This is a genomic window from Actinospineispora spinosispora DSM 44797 (genome assembly GCF_000429025.1).
GTDB lineage: Bacteria > Actinomycetota > Actinomycetes > Mycobacteriales > Pseudonocardiaceae > Pseudonocardia > Pseudonocardia spinosispora.
The window spans coordinates 606,475-624,373 of record NZ_AUBB01000006.1 but is presented as its reverse complement, the minus strand read 5'-3'; the positions used below and the strand labels follow the sequence as shown (position 1 = coordinate 624,373).

18 protein-coding genes are annotated in these 17,899 nt (G+C 69.9%); 3 read left to right on the top strand and 15 right to left on the bottom strand.

Annotated features, from left to right (window positions below; translation table 11 throughout):
* Positions 1–2: 2 nt before the first annotated feature.
* From G406_RS0103110 to G406_RS0103085, 6 genes are read right to left on the bottom strand one after another with little or no spacing between them, the layout of a single operon-like run.
* Positions 3–284, bottom strand: a complete 282-nt coding sequence (locus tag G406_RS0103110; protein ID WP_028932667.1) for a BMC domain-containing protein — start codon at positions 282–284, stop codon at positions 3–5.
* Entirely contained in the window at positions 274–558 is a 285-nt protein-coding gene (locus G406_RS0103105; protein WP_028932666.1) for a EutN/CcmL family microcompartment protein, read from the bottom strand. The genes G406_RS0103110 and G406_RS0103105 overlap by 11 nt, the downstream gene beginning before the upstream one ends.
* Positions 559–807 (bottom strand): hypothetical protein, encoded by a 249-nt coding sequence (locus tag G406_RS44335; RefSeq protein WP_028932665.1) that lies wholly within the window; start codon positions 805–807, stop codon positions 559–561.
* Positions 804–1,406: a BMC domain-containing protein gene (locus tag G406_RS0103095; RefSeq protein ID WP_028932664.1), complete on the bottom strand. Its 603-nt coding sequence runs from the start codon at positions 1,404–1,406 to the stop codon at positions 804–806. Before G406_RS0103095 ends, G406_RS44335 begins: the two co-directional genes overlap by 4 nt.
* A 6-nt stretch (positions 1,407–1,412) precedes the next feature.
* Positions 1,413–2,957, bottom strand: coding sequence for an aldehyde dehydrogenase family protein (locus tag G406_RS0103090; RefSeq protein ID WP_028932663.1), 1,545 nt, complete (start codon positions 2,955–2,957; stop codon positions 1,413–1,415).
* Positions 2,954–4,243 (bottom strand): class-III pyridoxal-phosphate-dependent aminotransferase, encoded by a 1,290-nt coding sequence (locus G406_RS0103085; protein ID WP_037074704.1) that lies wholly within the window; start codon positions 4,241–4,243, stop codon positions 2,954–2,956. The genes G406_RS0103090 and G406_RS0103085 overlap by 4 nt, the downstream gene beginning before the upstream one ends.
* A 175-nt stretch (positions 4,244–4,418) precedes the next feature.
* On the opposite strand from G406_RS0103085, the gene G406_RS0103080 reads away from it, so the two are divergent.
* Both G406_RS0103080 and G406_RS0103075 read left to right on the top strand, forming a co-directional pair.
* Complete coding sequence (locus tag G406_RS0103080) at positions 4,419–5,990, top strand: APC family permease (RefSeq protein ID WP_028932661.1); 1,572 nt, start codon at positions 4,419–4,421, stop codon at positions 5,988–5,990.
* Positions 5,991–6,070: 80 nt separating this feature from the next.
* The gene (locus G406_RS0103075; RefSeq protein ID WP_028932660.1) at positions 6,071–6,493 is read left to right on the top strand and encodes an OsmC family protein; all 423 of its coding nucleotides are present in this window, start codon (positions 6,071–6,073) and stop codon (positions 6,491–6,493) included.
* An 884-nt stretch (positions 6,494–7,377) separates the two neighbouring features.
* Here the strand turns inward: G406_RS0103075 and G406_RS53600 are convergent.
* From G406_RS53600 to G406_RS53595, 9 genes are all read right to left on the bottom strand, one after another.
* The gene (locus G406_RS53600; protein ID WP_051341394.1) at positions 7,378–7,827 is read right to left on the bottom strand and encodes a GNAT family N-acetyltransferase; all 450 of its coding nucleotides are present in this window, start codon (positions 7,825–7,827) and stop codon (positions 7,378–7,380) included.
* 16 nt (positions 7,828–7,843) lie between these two features.
* Positions 7,844–8,548 carry a thioesterase II family protein gene (locus tag G406_RS44325; protein WP_169736578.1) on the bottom strand — a complete coding sequence of 235 codons (705 nt, stop codon included), beginning with the start codon at positions 8,546–8,548 and terminating at the stop codon, positions 7,844–7,846.
* A gap of 151 nt (positions 8,549–8,699) precedes the next feature.
* On the bottom strand, positions 8,700–9,497 hold the full coding sequence (locus G406_RS0103055) for a serine hydrolase (RefSeq protein ID WP_028932659.1): 798 nt from the start codon (positions 9,495–9,497) through the stop codon (positions 8,700–8,702).
* Complete coding sequence (locus G406_RS0103050) at positions 9,494–10,918, bottom strand: Na+/H+ antiporter NhaC family protein (RefSeq protein ID WP_169736576.1); 1,425 nt, start codon at positions 10,916–10,918, stop codon at positions 9,494–9,496. Before G406_RS0103050 ends, G406_RS0103055 begins: the two co-directional genes overlap by 4 nt.
* 23 nt (positions 10,919–10,941) lie before the next feature.
* Complete coding sequence (locus tag G406_RS0103045; RefSeq protein ID WP_028932657.1) at positions 10,942–12,513, bottom strand: N-acyl-D-amino-acid deacylase family protein; 1,572 nt, start codon at positions 12,511–12,513, stop codon at positions 10,942–10,944.
* Positions 12,510–13,910, bottom strand: a complete 1,401-nt coding sequence (locus G406_RS0103040) for a Na+/H+ antiporter NhaC family protein (protein WP_156934646.1) — start codon at positions 13,908–13,910, stop codon at positions 12,510–12,512. The genes G406_RS0103045 and G406_RS0103040 overlap by 4 nt, the downstream gene beginning before the upstream one ends.
* A 1-nt stretch (position 13,911) precedes the next feature.
* Entirely contained in the window at positions 13,912–15,033 is a 1,122-nt protein-coding gene (gene menC, locus G406_RS0103035; protein WP_028932655.1) for an o-succinylbenzoate synthase, read from the bottom strand.
* Between the two features lies 1 nt (position 15,034).
* Entirely contained in the window at positions 15,035–15,700 is a 666-nt protein-coding gene (locus G406_RS0103030) for an SIS domain-containing protein (RefSeq protein WP_028932654.1), read from the bottom strand.
* Positions 15,697–16,470, bottom strand: coding sequence for a GNAT family N-acetyltransferase (locus G406_RS53595; protein ID WP_051341391.1), 774 nt, complete (start codon positions 16,468–16,470; stop codon positions 15,697–15,699). The genes G406_RS0103030 and G406_RS53595 overlap by 4 nt, the downstream gene beginning before the upstream one ends.
* A gap of 178 nt (positions 16,471–16,648) precedes the next feature.
* Between G406_RS53595 and G406_RS0103020 the strand changes: the two genes are divergently transcribed.
* On the top strand, positions 16,649–17,893 hold the full coding sequence (locus G406_RS0103020) for a cytochrome P450 (RefSeq protein ID WP_028932653.1): 1,245 nt from the start codon (positions 16,649–16,651) through the stop codon (positions 17,891–17,893).
* The last annotated feature ends 6 nt before the right edge of the window (positions 17,894–17,899 follow it).

Here is a 17,899-nt window from a genome sequence, read left to right as displayed (position 1 = left end):
GTCTACTCGCCGGTGACGCTGAAGTGGTTGCCCAGCTCCGCGTGCGGACGCGGGATGACGTGCACCGAGACCAGCTCGCCGACGGCCGAGGCGGTCTCAGCCCCGGCTTCGGTGGCGGCCTTGACCGCGCCGACGTCGCCGACCACGGTGACCGCGACCAGGCCGCCACCGACCTGTTCCCGGCCGGCGATGACGACGTTGGCCGCCTTCACCATCGCGTCGGCGGCCGCGAGCGCCGCCACGTAGCCCTTGGTCTCGATGAGACCGATCGCGTTACTGGCCATGAGAGGTGTCTCCTTGCTCGGGTTGTGGGTCGGGTTGTTCGTCGATCGAGCCGATGACCAGCGCATCGACCGGTGGGGGCGTACCGGGGAACCAGGAGGCGGCGACCGAGCCCTGGGCGACCAGGACGTGCTCACCGACCCCGCTGCCCAGCACGTCGAATGCGATCAGCCGAGCGCCGCTGTCCTCGACCTCCACGTCGAGGAACGCGCCGCCGGGTATCCCGTCGAGCCGTTTGGTGGCCCACACGTTGCCCCGCACGATGGCTCGCAGCATCTAGTCCTCCCTCCGGACGGTCAGCCCGAGCGTTCTGATCTTGTCCTTCGCCAACGGCGTGAGGACCGCCCTGGGCCCGATGACCAGCTCCGTGACACCGGCTTGTGCCGCGGCCACGACATGTCGCTCCAGGACCGCCTTCGCCTCGACCCGGTGGCCGCACGCGCGCGCCGGGTCGGGAAGCGCCGGCAGGAGCTCGCGCAGCAGCTCACGGATCATCCGGCGGATCTCGTCCTCGGTGGGGCTCATCGGCCGGCCCCCAACGCGGCCCGTGCGGCGTCGGCCGCCTGACGGACGTCGTCCTCGTCCCCGGTCAGGTAGATCCGGCCGGTGGCCCCCATCATGCGGTAGTCGACGACCTTGATCCGGGCCGCCTTCTCCGCCTCGTTGACCGCCAGGATGGCGTACGAGGCGGGGCGGACCTCCAGCACGAACAGGGACTCACCGGGCAGCGCCAGCGAACCGAGCCGGTTGCGGTTGATCAGGAACGCGTGCTGGTCGTCGAGCCTCGTGATGATCTTGGAAGCGAGAATCTCGGGCTCGGTGGCATCCTGCTCGGTGCCGCCCAGGACGGCGAGCGCCTCGCTGCCCGCCGCGCGCACCTGGTCGGTCGCCCCGTGCAGCTCGAGGTAGCCGAACTGCCGCTCGACGACCAGGATGCCCGCCTGGACGTCGGCATGTTTGACCGCGACGTCGGTGAGCGGCTCGATGTCCAGTCCCGGTGCCACCTCGATGACCTGCGCGGCCATCCCAGAACGGGGCAGCCGGCCCTTGATCCAGCTGCCCAGGTAGCACATCGTCTGCGGCTGCAGCTGGTCGATGAAGATGAACGAGCGCAGTTCGGCCACGGCGGCTCAGCCCTTCATGATCTGGGCTAGTTCTTCGACGATGAGCCTGCGTAGCTGCTCGCGGAACGCGGTGTCACCCTCGGCCACGGGCGGCCGGTGCGACGGGTGTGACCGGCGCGGTGAGTCGAGGGCGTTCGACGCGTGTGGGTACGGGGGCACGGCGCCCTCGGGCGAGCGGCGCCACGGGTCGAGCCCGGTGAAGTCGCCGAACGGGACCGTCGAGTCGGCGTTGTAGGCGATGTTCGACCAGTTGACCAGGTGTTCCGGCGCCAGGTTCGCGCCGGCGCTCGACCGGCCCGGGAAACCGGTGCCGATCGTCATCGAGGGCGCCAGGTTTGTCTCGAAGCCGGAGCTGCCCAGACTGTTGCCGACGTTGACGCTCACCCGAAGCACCGGAAGTGCCGCCGAGTAGTCCAGGATCGTGGCCGGATCGGTGCTGTGGATCGCCGCCGAATGCCCGGCACCGGTGATCCGCAGGACCGCCTTGGCCGCGGCGATGCCGCGATGCGCCGAGGGCACCCTGAGCAGCCCGAGGACCGGGCAGAGCTTCTCGCGGGCCAGCGGCTCCTCCGGCATAGCCAGTTCGATCGGCGCGACCAGCACGCGGCAGTTCGCGCCCACCCGTATCCCGGCCTGACCGGCGATCCACCGCGCGTCCCGCCCGACGAACCGGGTGTCGAAACTCCCGCCGGGGAACATCGCGGCCCGCAACCGGCCGGTATCGGCGTCGTCGAGCAGATGGGCACCCTCGGAGGTCATCAGCGTCAGTAGCCGATCCGCGCACGAGTCCTCGACGATCAGCACCGACTCGTTGGTGCACAGCACCGAGTTGTCGAAGCTCTTGCTCTCGACGATCCGTTTCGCCGCCGCTGGCAGGTCGGCCGTCGCGTCCACCAGCACCGGCACGTTCGCCGGGCCGACGCCGAGCGCGGGAGTGCCCGAGCGGTAGGCCGCCCGCACCATCGCGGATCCGCCGGTCGCCACGACGACGTTCGTGCGCTCGTCGGCCATCAGCGCCTCGACCAGCGGGATGGACGGCTGCTCGATCACCTGGATGACACCGTCCGGCGCGCCGGCTGCCCGCGCCGCCTCCGCGAGTGTCCGTGCCGCGGCGACACACACCTCACGCGCGGCCGGGTGCGGGCTGATCACGATGGCGTTGCGGGTCATCAGCGCGAGCAGCACCTTGAAGTACAGCGTGCACACCGGGTTCGTCGACGGGGTCAGCGCGAACACCACCCCCGCCGGTCGTGGCACGGCGACCAGCTTGGCGCCGGCGTCGATCCGAGGTGTCACGTAGTCGTGCTCTCGGTAGCCGTCCGCGATACCCCGGGAGCACGCGATGTTCTTGATCTTCTTGTGCTCGGCGACACCGAAACCGGTCTCGCGGACCGCCCACTCGGCGTACTCGCCGGCGTGCGACTCGGCGGCCGAGGCGACCGCGTGGACGATCCGGTCGACCGCGTCCTTGCGGTACTCGGCGAAAGCGCGGGACGCCCAGGACGCCCGGCCCATCATCGCCGCGGCGGCCTCGACCGATGTCTCGCTCATGCCGCCCTCCGACCGGTCGCCGCCGCGTCGCGCCAGGCCTTGCCGATCGCGATCTCGGTGCGGTCCAGCAGCTCGTCACACAGCTCCGGCCGCAGCAGGACGCCCGGCTTGAACTGCAGCACGCTCGGGTCGAGGGTCGAGAAGATCGCCCAGACACCGTTCTCGTACAGGTGTTTCATCACCAGCTTGGCGCCTTCCGGGTGCCCGAACTCCAGCCCGATGACCACGCCGTTCTGCCGGATTCCGACGAACCAGTCCGGATACTCGGACCGGATGCGGTCCAGGCCGCGCCCGACCGCGTCGGCGATGTAGTGCACCATCGAGCGCGTCTCCGGTCTGCCACAGATTTCGAGCGTCTTCAGCGCCGCGAGGCAGCCCAGCTCAGCGCCGCCGAACGTGGAGATGTGGCCGAAGCCGTCCTCGCTCAGCCACCCGGCGGCGCGCTCGCTGGCCAGCACCGCGGAGATCGGGTACATGCCACCGGAGATTCCCTTGCCGATCACCATGAGGTCCGGCTCGATGCCGTGCTTGGTGATTCCCCACATCTCACCGGTCCGCATCAGCCCGGTCTGGACCTCGTCGGCGATGTAGAGCGTTCCGTGCTGGTCGCAGAGCCGCTTGACCGCTTCGAGATAGCCGGGGGCCGGCAGCGGGAAGCCGTAGGTCGCCGGGATCGTCTCCATGATCACCGCGGCCACGTCACCGGCGCGCAGCACCGACTCCATCGCGTCGAGGTCGTTGAACGGGACCTTCGGGAAGTCCTCCGGCTGGTCGGAGAGGAAGAGGCGGGAGAACCGGTCGTCACCGGCACTGACGGCGAGACCGGTGTGGCCGTGGTAGGCCTTGATGACGGACACGATCTTGCGCCGTTGTGTCGTGTGCCGCGCCGTCTTGAGCGCGATGTCGATCGCCTCGCCGCCCCCGCTGCCGTAGATCACCTTCGTCAGGTTCGCGGGAGCGGACGCGACCAGTGCCTCGGCGAGCGCCGTCCTGGTGAGCGCGGGGAAGTGGTGGTTGCCTATGTCGAAATGCTTCATGCCCTCGGAGATCGCCCGTACGACCTCGGGGTTGCGGTGGCCGACGTTGTAGGTGCCGCCGTTGAGATGCACGTCGATGAGGCGCTTGCCGGACATGTCGTAGAGGAAGTACTCCTCCCGGCGGTCGATGACCAGCGGAACCTCGGCGTCCATCCAGAACCTGGTCTTGCCCGGGTTCCAGAACTTCTGGGACTTGGCGAGGACCTCGTCCTTCGACTCGAAGGCGAAGAGCCCGTAGTCGTGCGTCACTCGGCCCCCTTTGGTTTCGATTTGGTTGACCAAATAGTGCCGTGTCCGACCTATGGTCGTCAATGGTTAGTTTCGGTCAGATTTCCTGAGACCGGAAGTATTGTTTGGTTGCCACGATGGTGTTACGGTCCCGCCGGTCACGTGCTTCAGGTCACAGCGGAAGGCGTTGGGCGATATGGATGACACGACCCGGCTGGATGTCCCGGATCGAGGTACGACGCAGGTCCAGCGGCTCAAGCCGAACGCCGTGGGCCTGGTCGGAGTGCTGTTCATGGCGGTGGCCACGGCGGCGCCGATCACCGCCATGGTCGGCAACGTTCCGATCGCGATCGGATTCGGCAACGGCGCGGGCGCACCGGCCGGCTACCTGGTCGCAACCATCGTGCTGTCGCTGTTCGCCGCCGGCTACTCGGCGATGGCCAAGCACATCACGGCGACCGGTGCCTTCTACGGCTTCGTCTCGCACGGTCTCGGCCGGGTCGTCGGCATGATGGCGGGCGCACTGACCACGCTGGCCTACGTCGTGTTCGAGGCCTCGATCGTCGGCATCTTCGCGTTCTTCGCCAGCTCGTTCGCGGCCGAACACCTGGGTCTCACCGTGCCCTGGCTGTGGTTCGCGCTGCTGATGCTCGCCGCCAACGCCGTGCTCACCTACTTCGACATCAACCTCACGGCCAAGGTCCTGGGAGTCTTCCTGGTCACCGAGATCGTGATGCTGACGCTCATGGCGTTGTCGGTGCTGGTGACCGGTGGCGGGCCCGAGGGCTGGTCGCTGGGTTCGCTCAACCCCGTGGCAGCGTTCCACAACCTGACGGGTGCGGTGGCCGACCCGCACCACCCCGGAGCGACACTGGCCGTGGCCGGATCGGCCGGCATCGGGCTGTTCTTCGCCTTCTGGTCCTGGGTGGGCTTCGAGTCGACCGCGATGTACGGCGAGGAGTCGAAGAACCCCAAGAAGATCATCCCTCGGGCGACGATGCTCGCGGTCGTCGGAATCGGGCTGTTCTACGTCATCGTGTCCTGGCTGGCGATCGTCGGCACCGGCCCGGCGAAGGCGGTCGCGCTCGCACAGGACAGTGCCACCGCCGGACAGGTGTTCTTCGGTCCGGTCGAACAACACCTCGGCCACCCGGCCGTCGTGATGTTCGAGTTCCTGCTGATGACCGGCTCCTACGCCTGCGGCATGGCGTTCCACAGCTGCGCGTCCCGCTACATCTACGCGATCGGCCGGGAGAACCTGATCCCCGGGTTCGGCAGGACGCTGGGCGCGACGCACCCGGTGCACGGCTCGCCGCACATCGCCGGTTTCATCCAGACCTTCATCGCCACCGCGATCGTCCTGTGGTTCTTCGCCACCGGCCGCGACCCCTACGGCCAGCTGTACGCACTGATGGCGATCCTCGGCACCGCGGCGATCCTGATCGTGCAGGCGCTGGCGGCGTTCGCGGTCATCGGCTACTTCCACGGCGCCAAGAAACATCCCGAGACGGCGCACTGGTTCCGCACGTTCCTCGCGCCGCTGCTCGGCGGGCTGGGCATGCTCTACGTGATCTGGCTGCTGATCCAGAGCGCGGGCGTCGCGGCGGGCGCGGCGGCCAGCGACGTCGTGTTCCGAGTCACACCGTGGATCGTCGGCGGGACCGCGCTGGCCGGACTTCTCTTCGCGCTGGGTGCGAAGTACCTGGCACCGGAGCGGTACGAGGTCATCGGACGAGTGGTGCTCGACGACAGTCACGAGCGCGACTGAGCGCTTCAGCTGTCCCGATCCCGGCGCTGCGGGCATGATCTCCTACGTAGGAGAACGATCAACCATCTCACGGAGGAAACATGCCAGCGAAGGCGAGCGCGGAATGGAAGGGCGACCTGCCCAGTGGGTCGGGGACGTTCAACGCCGGTGACTCGATCAGCGGCGGATTCACCTTCAAGTCGCGCTTCGAGGACGGCCCCGGCTCGAACCCCGAGCAGCTCATCGCCGCGGCCCACGCCGCCTGCTTCTCGATGGCGCTGTCCAACATCCTCGCCAAGGCGGGCAACCCGGCCGAGTCCGTACACACCGACGCCGCCGTGACCCTGCGCATCGTCGACGGCGCACCGACCATCACCAGGATCGACCTGGTCACCAAGGGCAGCGTGCCCGGCATCGACCAGGCGGCGTTCACCGAGCACGCCCAGGCGGCGAAGGAAGGCTGCCCGGTGAGCAAGGCTCTGGCGGCGGTCGAGGAGATCACCCTGGACGCGACCCTGGTCTAGGGGGCTGGTTGGCCTGGCTGTGGTTGGCCTGGCTGTGGTTGGTCTGGCTGGGGCTGCTGTGGTTGGGCCGGCTGTGGCTGGGGCTGCTGTGGCTGGGGTGAGTGGCTCGGGTTGTGGGCCTGCGGGGGTGGTTGGCCTGGGTAGCTGGGGTTGTGGGCCTGCGGGGTGGTTGGGTTGGGTAGCTCGGGCTGTGGGGCTCTAGCGCTGGGTGGAGGTGCAGGCTGTGTTGCTTGGGCCTGTTTCGCGCGCGACTTTTTTCTGTGACCACCCCGGCTCGCGCGAGCGCTCGCTGGGGTACTCCCAGAAAAAAAGGCTCGGGGACTCGCCCGGGCGCGCGCTTGTGGCCACCCTGGGAGCCGCCCTGGCAGCTGGGCGGGTTGTTGCGGACATTCACTGCCCGGCCTTCGCCGGAACTCCTTCGGAGACTCGCGGAGCCGGCTTTACAGACGCGTGTACATGCGCAGGCGGTCCTGGTGCAGGTGCACGGCATTCCTGGTGGGGTGCAGGTGTTCGTCGTGGGATGCGGGTCATGTCTAGAGCCCCTCACTCCACACCGGGAGTGGGGTGACGCCGCGTTTCACAGGTGGGCCCCGCAAGGCGGGCCGAAGGCCGTTCCGCCGAAGGCGGGTAGTGCATGAGTGGCGGCTCTCAGGGTGACCACAAGCGCGCGCGTCGCCGAAGGCGACATTTTTCCGAGTGGCCCTCTCTGCCCGAAGGGTAGAGAGGGCCGCGAGGAAAAACCCCAGGCAGCGAGCCGTTAGGCGAGCCGCCTGGATCGTTCCCGGTCGGCCCGAAGGGCCTTCCGGGAACGATGGCGCGCGGAACAGGCCGGGACTACACACCCAACCACCACACCCCCTGTGAGCAGTAAATCCGGCCAGAAGTCAAGCCGCCACGGACAAGACTCCCGTTACCGTCCCCGAGTCCGTCGGGCGAAAACGGGCGCTGCGGAAGAGCTTGATCATGCGGGTGTTGCCGGTCAGCGCGGTCATCTCCAACTCGGTCACACCCGCACTCCGGGCGTGGTCGCGCAGCGCATCGAACAGTAGCCGCCCGATGCCTTGCCCCTGGTAGGCGTCCTCTACCAGGAGGGCGAGCTCGGCGGGCGCGGTGCCGTCCAGAAACAGCGAGCCGAACCCGATGATGCCGGTGCCGAGTCCGCGCACGACGACGGTGTGGCTGTCCGGGTCGCGGAACAGTGTGGCGACATGGTCGGGGCCGGCCTGCGGGGCACAGCTGAGGAAACGGGCCTGGCGGCTCGCGGGGGAGCAGCGCTCGACCATGGCCGAGAGCTCGGGGCGGTCGGCCTCGGTGAGGTCGGTGAACAGGAACATGGTGGTTCTCCCGTGCTCAGGCGGAGACGAGGGCGGGGCGGGCGGCGGCCCACCTGAGGTCGGCCAGCAGCGCCCGCACGCTGCGGGCGGTGTCGTTGATGAAGAAGTGGCCGCCGTCGAAGATGCGGTGCTGGAAGTGACCGGCCGCGAAGTCGCCCCACGGCCTGGTCAGCCAGGGCGAGGCGTACCAGTCGTCGCTGCCGGCCCAAGTGCTCATCGGCACGTCGAGGGTGTCGAGCGTGGACGCGCGGTAGGACTCGCAGATCGACAGGTCGGCGCGGACCTTCGGGCGGAAGCGGTCCATGAACGCCGGATCGGCGAGGTAGGCGGGCGCGATGCCGCCCATGCGGCCGAGCTTCGTGTCGAACTCGTCGTCGGGCAGTTCGTGCATCGTGACCGGCGGGGGTGTTGCGGGGGAGCGGCTTCCCGAGGTGACGATCAGTTCCGGCGGGACGGGGAGCCGGCGGGCGACCGCGTAGGCGAGCAGCGCGCCGAAGCTGTGGCCGAAGAAGGCGTACCGGCCGGCGAGGTCGAGCTCGTCGGCCAGTACATCGGCCATCGAGTCGATGTCGGGGAGCTTGGGCGGCCGGACGCCGACCACCCGGACGTGCGCGGGCATGGCTTCGGCGAGCGGCTCGTACGCCGAACTGGATGCGCCGGACCAGGGGAAGCAGAGGAGCTGGAGGGGAGGCCGGTCGTGGGGGAGGCGGTGGACGTTCACGGCTGGTCCGTGACGCGAGAGCACATGGTGATGTCGTCCCGATGAGGTAGGCGATGGATCAACTTCAGGGACGAGAATCCCGGCGATCCCGACTACGGACATCGGTGTTTGCCGCAGCGTTACGGCATGTGGGTTACGTACCTACGGGTGATCAGAACGACTGTTCGGTCACCTCTAGTGATATTTCGCCGCAAGCGGCGTCGACCAGCGCTCGTAGGGTAGGCCCGGCGACGCGTTCGTGCTCAGCTTCCAGCGGCTGTCCGGCGACCAGCTTCGACCGGTAGCGGGCTCGGTCGGCGGGGTCGAGGTAGGGCAGCGCCGACAGCGCCGCGACCACGAGCGTCTCCCCGTGTTCTTCCACGACGGCCACCAGGTGGGTGCGCAGACACGTCTCGTCGACGTGCCCGAACCAGCCGGCCTTGACCGCGACATCCGCCGACGAGGCGAGCACACCGAACGCCTGCTCCGGGGACACACCGCGCATCCACCCGAGTACCGAGGCCGCGTCGGGGTCGCCGGCAGCGGCGCGGCTGAGCGCCCCGTACGCCGTGACGACCTCGGCGGCACTCACCTCGACCGCGCCGAACCAGCTGGGGTCGGCACCGGGTACTCGCCAGCGCACGCCGGTTGCCTCGGCGATCCAGTCCAGAACCCGAGGCGGTGTGCTGCCGAGCCACAGGCGGTTGGTCGCGGCGTTGTCCGAGACCCTGACCGCGAGCTCGGCGTCGGCCGACCAGCGCTCCCGGTCTTGCCGGTACGGGCCGTCGCAGTGCGCCGCTGCCCAGACGAACAGCGGTTTGAGCAGCGACGCGCACCGCAGCCGAGCCGCGCCGACGCGCATGCCGACGGAGCGCAGTGGCGGGCCGCCGTACTGGGGCGTTCCGAAGGTCTCGGCCGCGACCTGCGCCGACGCGCCCTCGGGCAGTGCCCGTAGCACCGGGCCGATCACGTGTACACCGCCAGCAGGATCGCGTACAGCGCCAGCACCGGGATCAGGACAAGGTAGGACGACAGCAGCTGCCACTTGAGCGAGCGGGACTCGGCGAGCCCCATCTGCCCGATCATGTCTGGTCCGGGGAACGGTCCGAGGCCGTCGGTCTGCGCGGTGACCAGCAGGACCAGAGTCCACGCGGGCGGTGGGATACCCAGTGCGGCGGCTAGCGGACCGAACACCTGGTTCACCAGCACGACCTGCGCGGCCGCCGCACCCGCGATCCCGACCCACCCGATGACGGCCACGACCAGGCAGAACAGGTACGGGCCGAGGGAGGACAGGGAGAACAGCTCCGCCACGCCGTCGTAGACGCCGAGCTTGTCCATGAGCGTGAACAGCACGGCCAGCAGGAAGAACAGGAAGAAGATGCCGAGCAGCCTGCTGGCCCCCGCGTACACGCCGGCCATCAGCTCGCCCATGGACTCGCGCGCCGCGAGCCCGGTCACCACGATGAGCACGATCAACGCGATCGGCACGAAGCTCGCGCCCGCCTTGGTCAGCCCGCTGTAGACGACGAGCAGCACGAACACGGTCAGGAACACGGCGCTGGCCCGACCGGCGCCCGCCGGAGGTCTGACCGTGGCGAAGTCGACCGCTCGGTCCGGCGGGTACGCGTGCGTCTGCGCGGTACGGCGCTGGTTCCATCGCGCGGCGAAGAAGCCGACGCCGAACATGACCGCCGCGGTCGGCCCACCGGCGGTGAGGACGTACTCGAGCCAGCTGACCTTCGCCGCGCCGTAGATGCTGGCGGTGATCGGTGCGAACGGGCTCAACGTCAGCCCGGCGAGGCCGCTGAAGAAGAACATCGCGGCCGTGGCGGTCGAGGAAAACCCCACCGCGGCGAGGAGCGGGATGACGATCGGCGCGACGATGGCGACGGACCCGGCGAGCGTGCCGAGCGCGCCGGACAGGATCAGGCAGGCCAGCATGACGCCGAGTTGCGCACGCGGTTGGGTACTGATGCCGACCTTGCGGACGACGTTCACCACCAGGTAGTCGGCGACGCCCGCGTGTTTGAGCACCTCACCGAGCCCCGAGCCGAGCAGGATGATCACGCCGAGCAGCGCCACCAGCGTGCCCATCGACTCCATCACGACCGGTCCGAGCGCCGAGGGCGCCGAATGGGTCAGCACCGCCGCCGAGACGACCGCGCCCAGGGTGGCGAGCACCATGTCGACCCCGAGCAGCGCGAGGCCCGCGTAGATGACGATGGGGATCAGCCCCCACAGCCCGGGTTTGACGCTGGTGATCGCCACGACGATGCTCGCGGCCAGCGCAACGACGTACAGCGTCGCCGCGATCCAGCGCTGCCGGCTGGACATGTCGAGCGTGTAGATGCTCCGGTCGGGTTCGGCTGTTCGGTCCTGCGTCGACATGGGCCGTTCCTCCTGGGAGTTGTTCATGCCGTACGTCTCACGACCCGACCGGGGCGGGCGCCGGTGAGCGCACCGTCGGTCAGTACCGGCCGGCCCGCGACGAACACGTGACGCACGCCGGTGGCCAGCTGCCACGGCTCGTCGTAGGTCGAACGGTCGCTGATGGATTCGGGGTCGAACACCGTGATGTCGGCGACCGCGCCGGGGCGGAGCATCCCGCGATCCGTCATTCCCAGGCGTGCGGCGGGCAGGCCGGTCATCTTGTGCACCGCGTCCGCCAGCCCCAGGTCACCGGCGCGCACGTAGCCGCCGAGCACACGGGGGAAGGTGCCGAAACTGCGTGGATGCGGCTGGCCGTCACCGTCCGGACGGAGCACCCAGCCGTCGCTCGCGACGCTGGCCCCTGGATACCGGAGCACGGTACGCACGTCGTCGGCGGCCATTGCGTGGTTCACCACGGCGACCGACCCCTGGTGCCCGGCGAGCAGCCGAAGCGCGGCGTCCTCCGGTGTGGTGTCGAGCCGGCGGGCGATCTCCGCGACGCTGCTGCCCGCGTACCCGGAGAACGGGCCGCCCGGCAGCGCGGCGACGACCACACCCTCGGGGTCGACGTCCCGGTTCATCCGGTCACGCAGACCCGCCGCGATGCGCGCCCGGGTCGCGGGCTCGGCCAGACGGTCGAGCAGCGCCTCGACACCGCCGTCGAGTGCCCAGGCAGGAAGCCGGGAGGTCAGAGTGGTCGAGGACGCCGTGTACGGGTAGACGTCGCAGCTCACGTCCACGCCCTGGGCCCGTGCGTCGTCGATCAGCCGCAGCGCCTCGACGACCGCACCGTGGTTGCTACGTCCCATCGCCTTGAGGTGCGAGATCTCCAGGCGGACACCGGAGACGGCAGCCGTGTCGAGAGCCTCGCGCACGGCGGGGAGCAGGTCGTCCGCCTCGTTGCGCAGGTGCGTCGAGTACAACAGGCCGTGTTCGGCGGCGACCCGCGCCAGGGCGGTGACCTCGTCGGGTGTCGCGTAGGCGCCCGGTGCGTAGATCAGGCCGGTGGAGAAGCCCCAGACGCCGTGCGCGGCCGCGTCCGCGAGCAATGCGCCCATGCGCTCCAGCTCGTCGGCGTCCGGGGTCCGTTCCGCGCCGCCGAGCACCGCCAGCCGCAGCGCCGAGTGCCCGACCTGCAGCGCCAGGTTGACCGACGGCCGGCACCGCTCGACCGCCTCCGCGTAGCCCTCGGTGTCGGTCCAGTTCCAGCTCAGCTCCGGTGCGAGGAACGCCGACGCCGCCCGAAGCGCGCCGAGATCCCCGATCGGGAACGGTGACCAGCCGCAGTTGCCGGTGACGAGCGTGGTGACGCCCTGGTGGATCACCGTGTCGGCGCCCGGGTGGCCCATGATGCTGAAGTCGGCGTGCGAGTGCAGGTCGATGAACCCCGGTGCCACGACCTGGCCGGCCGCGTCGATGCGGGCATCGCCGTGCACCGTTCCCGGCTCGCCGATGACCTGGACCCGGCCGTCGCGGAGGCCGACATCGGCCCGGACACCGAGGCTCCCGGTGCCGTCCAGGACCGTTCCGCCGTTGATCACCAGGTCGTTCACGTCAGCACCGCCAGGATCGCCACGTACATCGCGGACGCCGGGATCAGCACGAGCCAGCCGGTCAGGATCAGTGACCGCAGGTCGGTCGACCGGGCAAGCCCCATCGCGCCGATCATGTTGGCGTTCGGGAACGGCCCGTAGGTGTCGGCCTTCGACGCCCACAGCAGCACGACGACCCACGCGCCGGACCCGATGCCGAGCGTCGAGGCGAGCCCGCCGAACACCTTGTCGAGCAGCACCACCTGCGCCGCCGTCGCGCCGGGAACCCCGACCCAGCCCAGCAGCGCGATCGCGACGGCGAACCCCAGGCCCGAGACACCGCGCAGCGACGGCCCGTACTGCGCGAGGATCACGTCGAACGGTTTGAGCTTCTCGATGATCCCGAACAGCGCCGCGAGCAGCCAGAACAATAGGAAGATGCTGATCAGCCTGGACGCGCCCCGGTAGACATGGCCCGCGATGGCGGTGGCCGAGTGACCGCCGACCGCTCCGGTGACGACCGCGATGAGGGGCAGCGCGAGCAGCGGGAACGCGGTGCCCGCGCTGGTGGCTGTGGCGTACCCGACGGTGGCGACCAGGGTGACGAGGAACGCGACGGTCGCCCGTCCCGCACTCGCGGGCGGCTCGTCGGTGTCGACCTCGAGGTCGGTGTCGGAGTACAGGTCACCGGCGGTGCGGCGCTGAATCCACGGCACGATCACCAGCGCCAGCACGATCGACAGGACCGCGAGCGGCCCCGCGCCGACCCTCAGGTACTCCAGGTAGCCGACGTCGGCGGCCTTCATGATCGCCACGTTCGAACCGGCGAACGGTGCCACCGCGAGCCCGGCGCACCCGCCGACGAACATCAACGCCGAGGTCGCGGCCCTGGTGAAACCGACCCGGGCCGCGATCGGGAGCAGGATCGGCGCCGCGATCGCCAGCGCACCGGCCAGCGTGCCGAGACTGGTCACGAGGATCAGGCAGGACACCATGATGCCGAGCCGGACGGCCCAGTCGCGGCGCTCACCCGCGATCAGCATGACCCGGCCGACGATCACCCGCGCGACGCCGGTCGCGCGCAGCACCTCGCCGACGCCCGCACCGAGCATGATGATCAAGCCGATCTGGGTGACCACGTCGCCCATCGAGCTGCCCAGCAGCGTGGCGAACTCGACCGGCGACTCGTGTGCGATGAGCACACCGCACACGAGGCACACCACGGTGGCGATCACCAGGTCCGTGCCGAGCAGGCACAGCACCGCGTACAGCAGGATCGGCGTGATGCCCCACAGCGTGGGCGGGTGCGCGCGGAAGCCGAGCACCGCGCTGCCGACCAGGCCGATGACGGCGATACCGCCGGTCACGAGCCCCCGGCGCCGGGTCTGGGCCAGCGCGTACGCGTTCGGGCTCGTCATGTCAGTCGCCTCGCAGCTCGGTCGTGCGGACGGCGTGGGCCCTGATCAGGCCGGTGTCGATCTCGAAGCCGAGCCCCGGGGCGTGCCACGGCACCGTCACCACGCCCTTGTCGGCGCTGACCGGCGGCGTCACCACGTCGTGGGCGTAGTACTTGTCCGAACCGGAGACGTCCGACGGCAGCACGAATCCCGGCAGGCTGGACAGCGCGACGTTCGCGGCACGACCGATCCCGAACTCGTGCATTCCGCCGCACCAGACGTCGATGCCGTGGGCCCTGGCCAGATCGTGCGCCTCCACCGCGGCGCCGAGCCCGCCCATCCGGGAGACCTTGATGTTCAGCACCCGGCAGGCCCCGAGCGCGAGCGCGGTCTCCAGGTCGTCCGGTGTCACGACCGACTCGTCCAGACACACAGGGGTGCCGATGCGGCTCTGCAGCCGGGCGGCCGCCATCAGGTTCCGGGGGGCGAACGGCTGCTCGATCATGAGCAGCCCGGTCTCGTCCAGCGCCAGCAGCGCATCCAGGTGCTCGGGGGTCTCGCGATAGGCGCCGTTCGCGTCGACCTGCAGCGTCACGTCCGGGAACGCCGCGCGCACCTCGGTCACCGGGCGGACGTCCCACCCGGGAGCGATCTTGAGCTTCACCCGCGGATAGCCCGCGTCGACCTGGTCGCGCACCTGGTCGAGCAGAGCTTCGACGGTCGCTTCGATGCCCAGGCTGACCCCGGCGACGACCGAGCGCCGTTGACCGCCGAGCACCTCGGCGAGCGGCCGCCCCTGGGTCCGGGCCCAGAGCACCCAGCAGGCCGCGTCGAGTCCTGCCTTGGCGAACTCGTTGCCGCGCACCGCGCGCCATGCCGACGGAACCTGTCGCGGATGGTCCCAGTCGGCGCGCAGCAGCCGGGGGACCAGGTGCTCGGCGGCCACGGCCCAACAGGTCTCGACGGTCTCCGACGTGTAGAACGGGCCGGACGGTGAGGCGATCTCACCCCAGCCGAGCGCACCGTCGGAGTCCTCGACCATGACCAGGATGTGTTCCAGGTAGGACTTGCGGTGCGAACTGGTCTCGAACGCGGTGACCAGCGGCAGCCGTACCTGGGTCAGCTCGACACGACGGATCCGCATGTCAGGAGCCGTCCGTGTAGATGTTCAGCCGCGCGGTCAGCTCGTCGCGGCGCGCCAGGCGACGCCGTGCCCCCTTCGCGCTGGCCGCGCTGAGTGTCGCCAGTATGTGCACGACGGCGGCGACCGCGGTGGGGGAGTCGGCGTAGGACGCGCTGTCGGTGTGCACGACCACCGCGACCTCGGCTGCCCGTGCGACCGCGCTGTCGGAGTCGTCGGTGACCGCGACCACCGTGCCGCCCGCCGAGGCGAACTCGGCCGCGACCGAGGACGTGGAGCGGGCGTAGCGGCGCATCGAGAACACGACCAGCAGGTCATCCGGCCGCACGTCACACAGCATGTCGACGGCCCGGACCGTCCCCGGGTCGACGAGCGAGATGTTCGCCAGGCTCGCGGACAGGTCGGTGGCCAGCAACGACGCGTAGGACCAGGACTTGGCTCCGCCGGTGATGAACCGTCGCCGCGCCGCCACGATCCGCCGCGCGGCCAGCTCCAGCGAGCCGTCCGCGCGCAGGCGCTCCAGCGTGGCGGACAGGTTGGCCGTCTCCTGCGCGACCACCTGCTGGAGCAGCGCGGTCGACGTGGACGGCCTGCGTAACCGGGCCCGGTAGCGGTCATCGGGGCTGGTCAGCTCACGGTTGCGGCTGTGCTGATCGTCCGCCGCGCTCACCGGCCCGCTCCGAAGCGGTAGAGCGCGGTGGCGTCGTCGACCCGGCGGCAGGACACCATCGCGGCGCCGTCGCCGAACAGCCGGTCGAGCTCGGTGGCGACCTCGTCGCGCAGCAGGTCGGCGGCTACCCGGTCGGTCCGGTAGACCTGCGCCCAATCGGCCGGGACGGCCAGCCAGGTGCCGCCGGAGGCGCGGACCGTCCGGCCCCACCTCGGCGCCTCCGGCGGCGGGACCGGCGTCGGGACGGCCGGCTCGCGGTCGAGCGGCCAGTCCACGACCACCCGGTCCGTGCGGCCCAGGCCGTCCCGCATGTCGTAGTAGTCACGGTGGAACCAGCGGCCGACGGCGCCGAGCACGTCGAGGTTGAAATGGGCGTTGCGTGCCTGCAACGGGTCGTAGGTCCAGCGCATCGTGCGCACGCCGCTGGTCCGTGCCACCTCGGCCTGGGCCAGCTTCAGCCGACGTCCGACGCCCTGGCCCTGCACCGCCGCATCGACCGCCGCGGTCTGCGAGTGGTGATAGGGGACGGAACCGTCCAGCCCGACGAAGCCGTAGACGAAACCGACGAGTCTCCCGTCGGTGTCGAACGCCCCGATCGCCGAACCGCCGGCGCGCTGTAGCCCGCACAGCAGCTTGGCGTTGATCGCCGGATCGGTGTCGGCAAGGCCGAACACCTGCCGGTACAGCCGCACCGCGTCGAGCCGCTCAGCGGTGCGGCTCAGCGGTCGGATGGTGGCCACCGCGGTGGGAGCTCCGGTGCGCGCGGACATCTCGCTCCAGCCATAGAAGACGTATCAGTATCAGTGCCCTGAATAGATACGCGCATCCCACCAGCCTGTCAATGCTCCATTGGTTCCGTCTGGAACAAAGATATGACACGTATCTTTTCGCAGTGTCGCGGTCGAGCCGGCCGCGAGACACTGGAGGCCGGCGGCAGGGGAGAGGCGTATGGACGGCTACGACCCGAGTTCCCAGCACTTCGTGGACGACCCGTACCCGGCGTTCGACAAGCTCCGCGCCGGCCCACCCTCGGTGTTCGACGAGACGACCGGGCAGTGGTTGATCTCCCGGTACCCCCTGGTGGCGGGGCTGCTGCGGGACCGGCGCCTCGGCCGGACCTACACCCACGTCGCGGACCATGAGTCGTTCGGCCGTGAGCGACCGCCGGACTACCTCGCTCCGTTCTGGGCGACCATCGGCAACGGAATGCTCGACCGGGAACCACCGGATCACACGCGGCTGCGCAGACTCGTGTCGTCCGCGTTCACGCCGCGCCGGGTCGCCGCGCTCGCCTCCCGCGTCCAGCGGCTGACCGACGATCTTCTCGACCGGCTGATCGACGCCGGCTCGGACGGATCGGCGGTGGACCTGGTCGCGGGTGTCGCAGAGCCGTTGCCGGTGACCGTGATCGCGGAGCTGCTCGGCGTACCGGAGGCCGACCGGGAGCTGTTGCGGCCGTGGTCGGCGACGATCTGCCGGATGTTCGAGCTGAACGCGGACCGGACGGACGGTGAGGCGGCCGCCTCGGCCTGCGTGCAGTTCGGCGACTACCTGCGGCAGCTCGCGGCACGCAGGCGGACGTCACCCACCGACGACCTGCTCAGTGACCTGGTCGCGGTGGTCGACGCGGACGGGGACCGGTTGACGCCCGACGAGCTGATCGGCACGTGTGTGCTGCTGCTCAACGCCGGGCACGAGGCGACGGTGAACGCGACCGGCAACGGGGTCTGGGCGCTGCTACGTCATCCCGAGCAACACGTCAGACTCCGCGCCGATCTCGATGGCCTGCTGGGCCCGGCGATCGAGGAGATGCTGCGCTACGACTGCGCCACCCCGATGTTCGAACGCTGGGTGCTCAGCGACATCACGGTCGGTGAGCCGGCGACCGGTGACGAGCCGGTCACCGTGCCGTTCGGCGCCGAGCTCGCGCTGCTGTTCGGCTCGGCGAACCGAGACCCCTCGGTCTTTCGAGATCCGGACAGCTTCGACATCGGCCGCGCACCCAACCCGCACCTGACCTTCGGTGCCGGCATCCACTTCTGCCTGGGCGCGCCACTGGCGAGGATGGAGATGACAACGGTCGTCGGCTCCCTCCTGCGCCGCGTCCCGAACCTGGCGCCGACGACCGAGCCGAGGTACAAACCGGGGTTCGTGGTCCGAGGGCTGCACTCACTCCCGGTGACCGTGCGCTGAGCCGAG

Bases quoted from the DNA above. Each gene is read 5' to 3' on its own strand.
- G406_RS0103110 (WP_028932667.1), bottom strand. From the start codon at position 284: ATGGCCAGTAACGCGATCGGTCTCATCGAGACCAAGGGCTACGTGGCG.
- G406_RS0103105 (WP_028932666.1), bottom strand. From the start codon at position 558: ATGCTGCGAGCCATCGTGCGGGGCAACGTGTGGGCCACCAAACGGCTC.
- G406_RS44335 (WP_028932665.1), bottom strand. From the start codon at position 807: ATGAGCCCCACCGAGGACGAGATCCGCCGGATGATCCGTGAGCTGCTG.
- G406_RS0103090 (WP_028932663.1), bottom strand. From the start codon at position 2,957: ATGAGCGAGACATCGGTCGAGGCCGCCGCGGCGATGATGGGCCGGGCG.
- G406_RS0103080 (WP_028932661.1), top strand. From the start codon at position 4,419: ATGGATGACACGACCCGGCTGGATGTCCCGGATCGAGGTACGACGCAG.
- G406_RS0103075 (WP_028932660.1), top strand. From the start codon at position 6,071: ATGCCAGCGAAGGCGAGCGCGGAATGGAAGGGCGACCTGCCCAGTGGG.
- G406_RS53600 (WP_051341394.1), bottom strand. From the start codon at position 7,827: ATGTTCCTGTTCACCGACCTCACCGAGGCCGACCGCCCCGAGCTCTCG.
- G406_RS0103050 (WP_169736576.1), bottom strand. From the start codon at position 10,918: ATGTCGACGCAGGACCGAACAGCCGAACCCGACCGGAGCATCTACACG.
- G406_RS0103040 (WP_156934646.1), bottom strand. From the start codon at position 13,910: ATGACGAGCCCGAACGCGTACGCGCTGGCCCAGACCCGGCGCCGGGGG.
- menC (WP_028932655.1), bottom strand. From the start codon at position 15,033: ATGCGGATCCGTCGTGTCGAGCTGACCCAGGTACGGCTGCCGCTGGTC.
- G406_RS53595 (WP_051341391.1), bottom strand. From the start codon at position 16,470: ATGTCCGCGCGCACCGGAGCTCCCACCGCGGTGGCCACCATCCGACCG.
- G406_RS0103020 (WP_028932653.1), top strand. From the start codon at position 16,649: ATGGACGGCTACGACCCGAGTTCCCAGCACTTCGTGGACGACCCGTAC.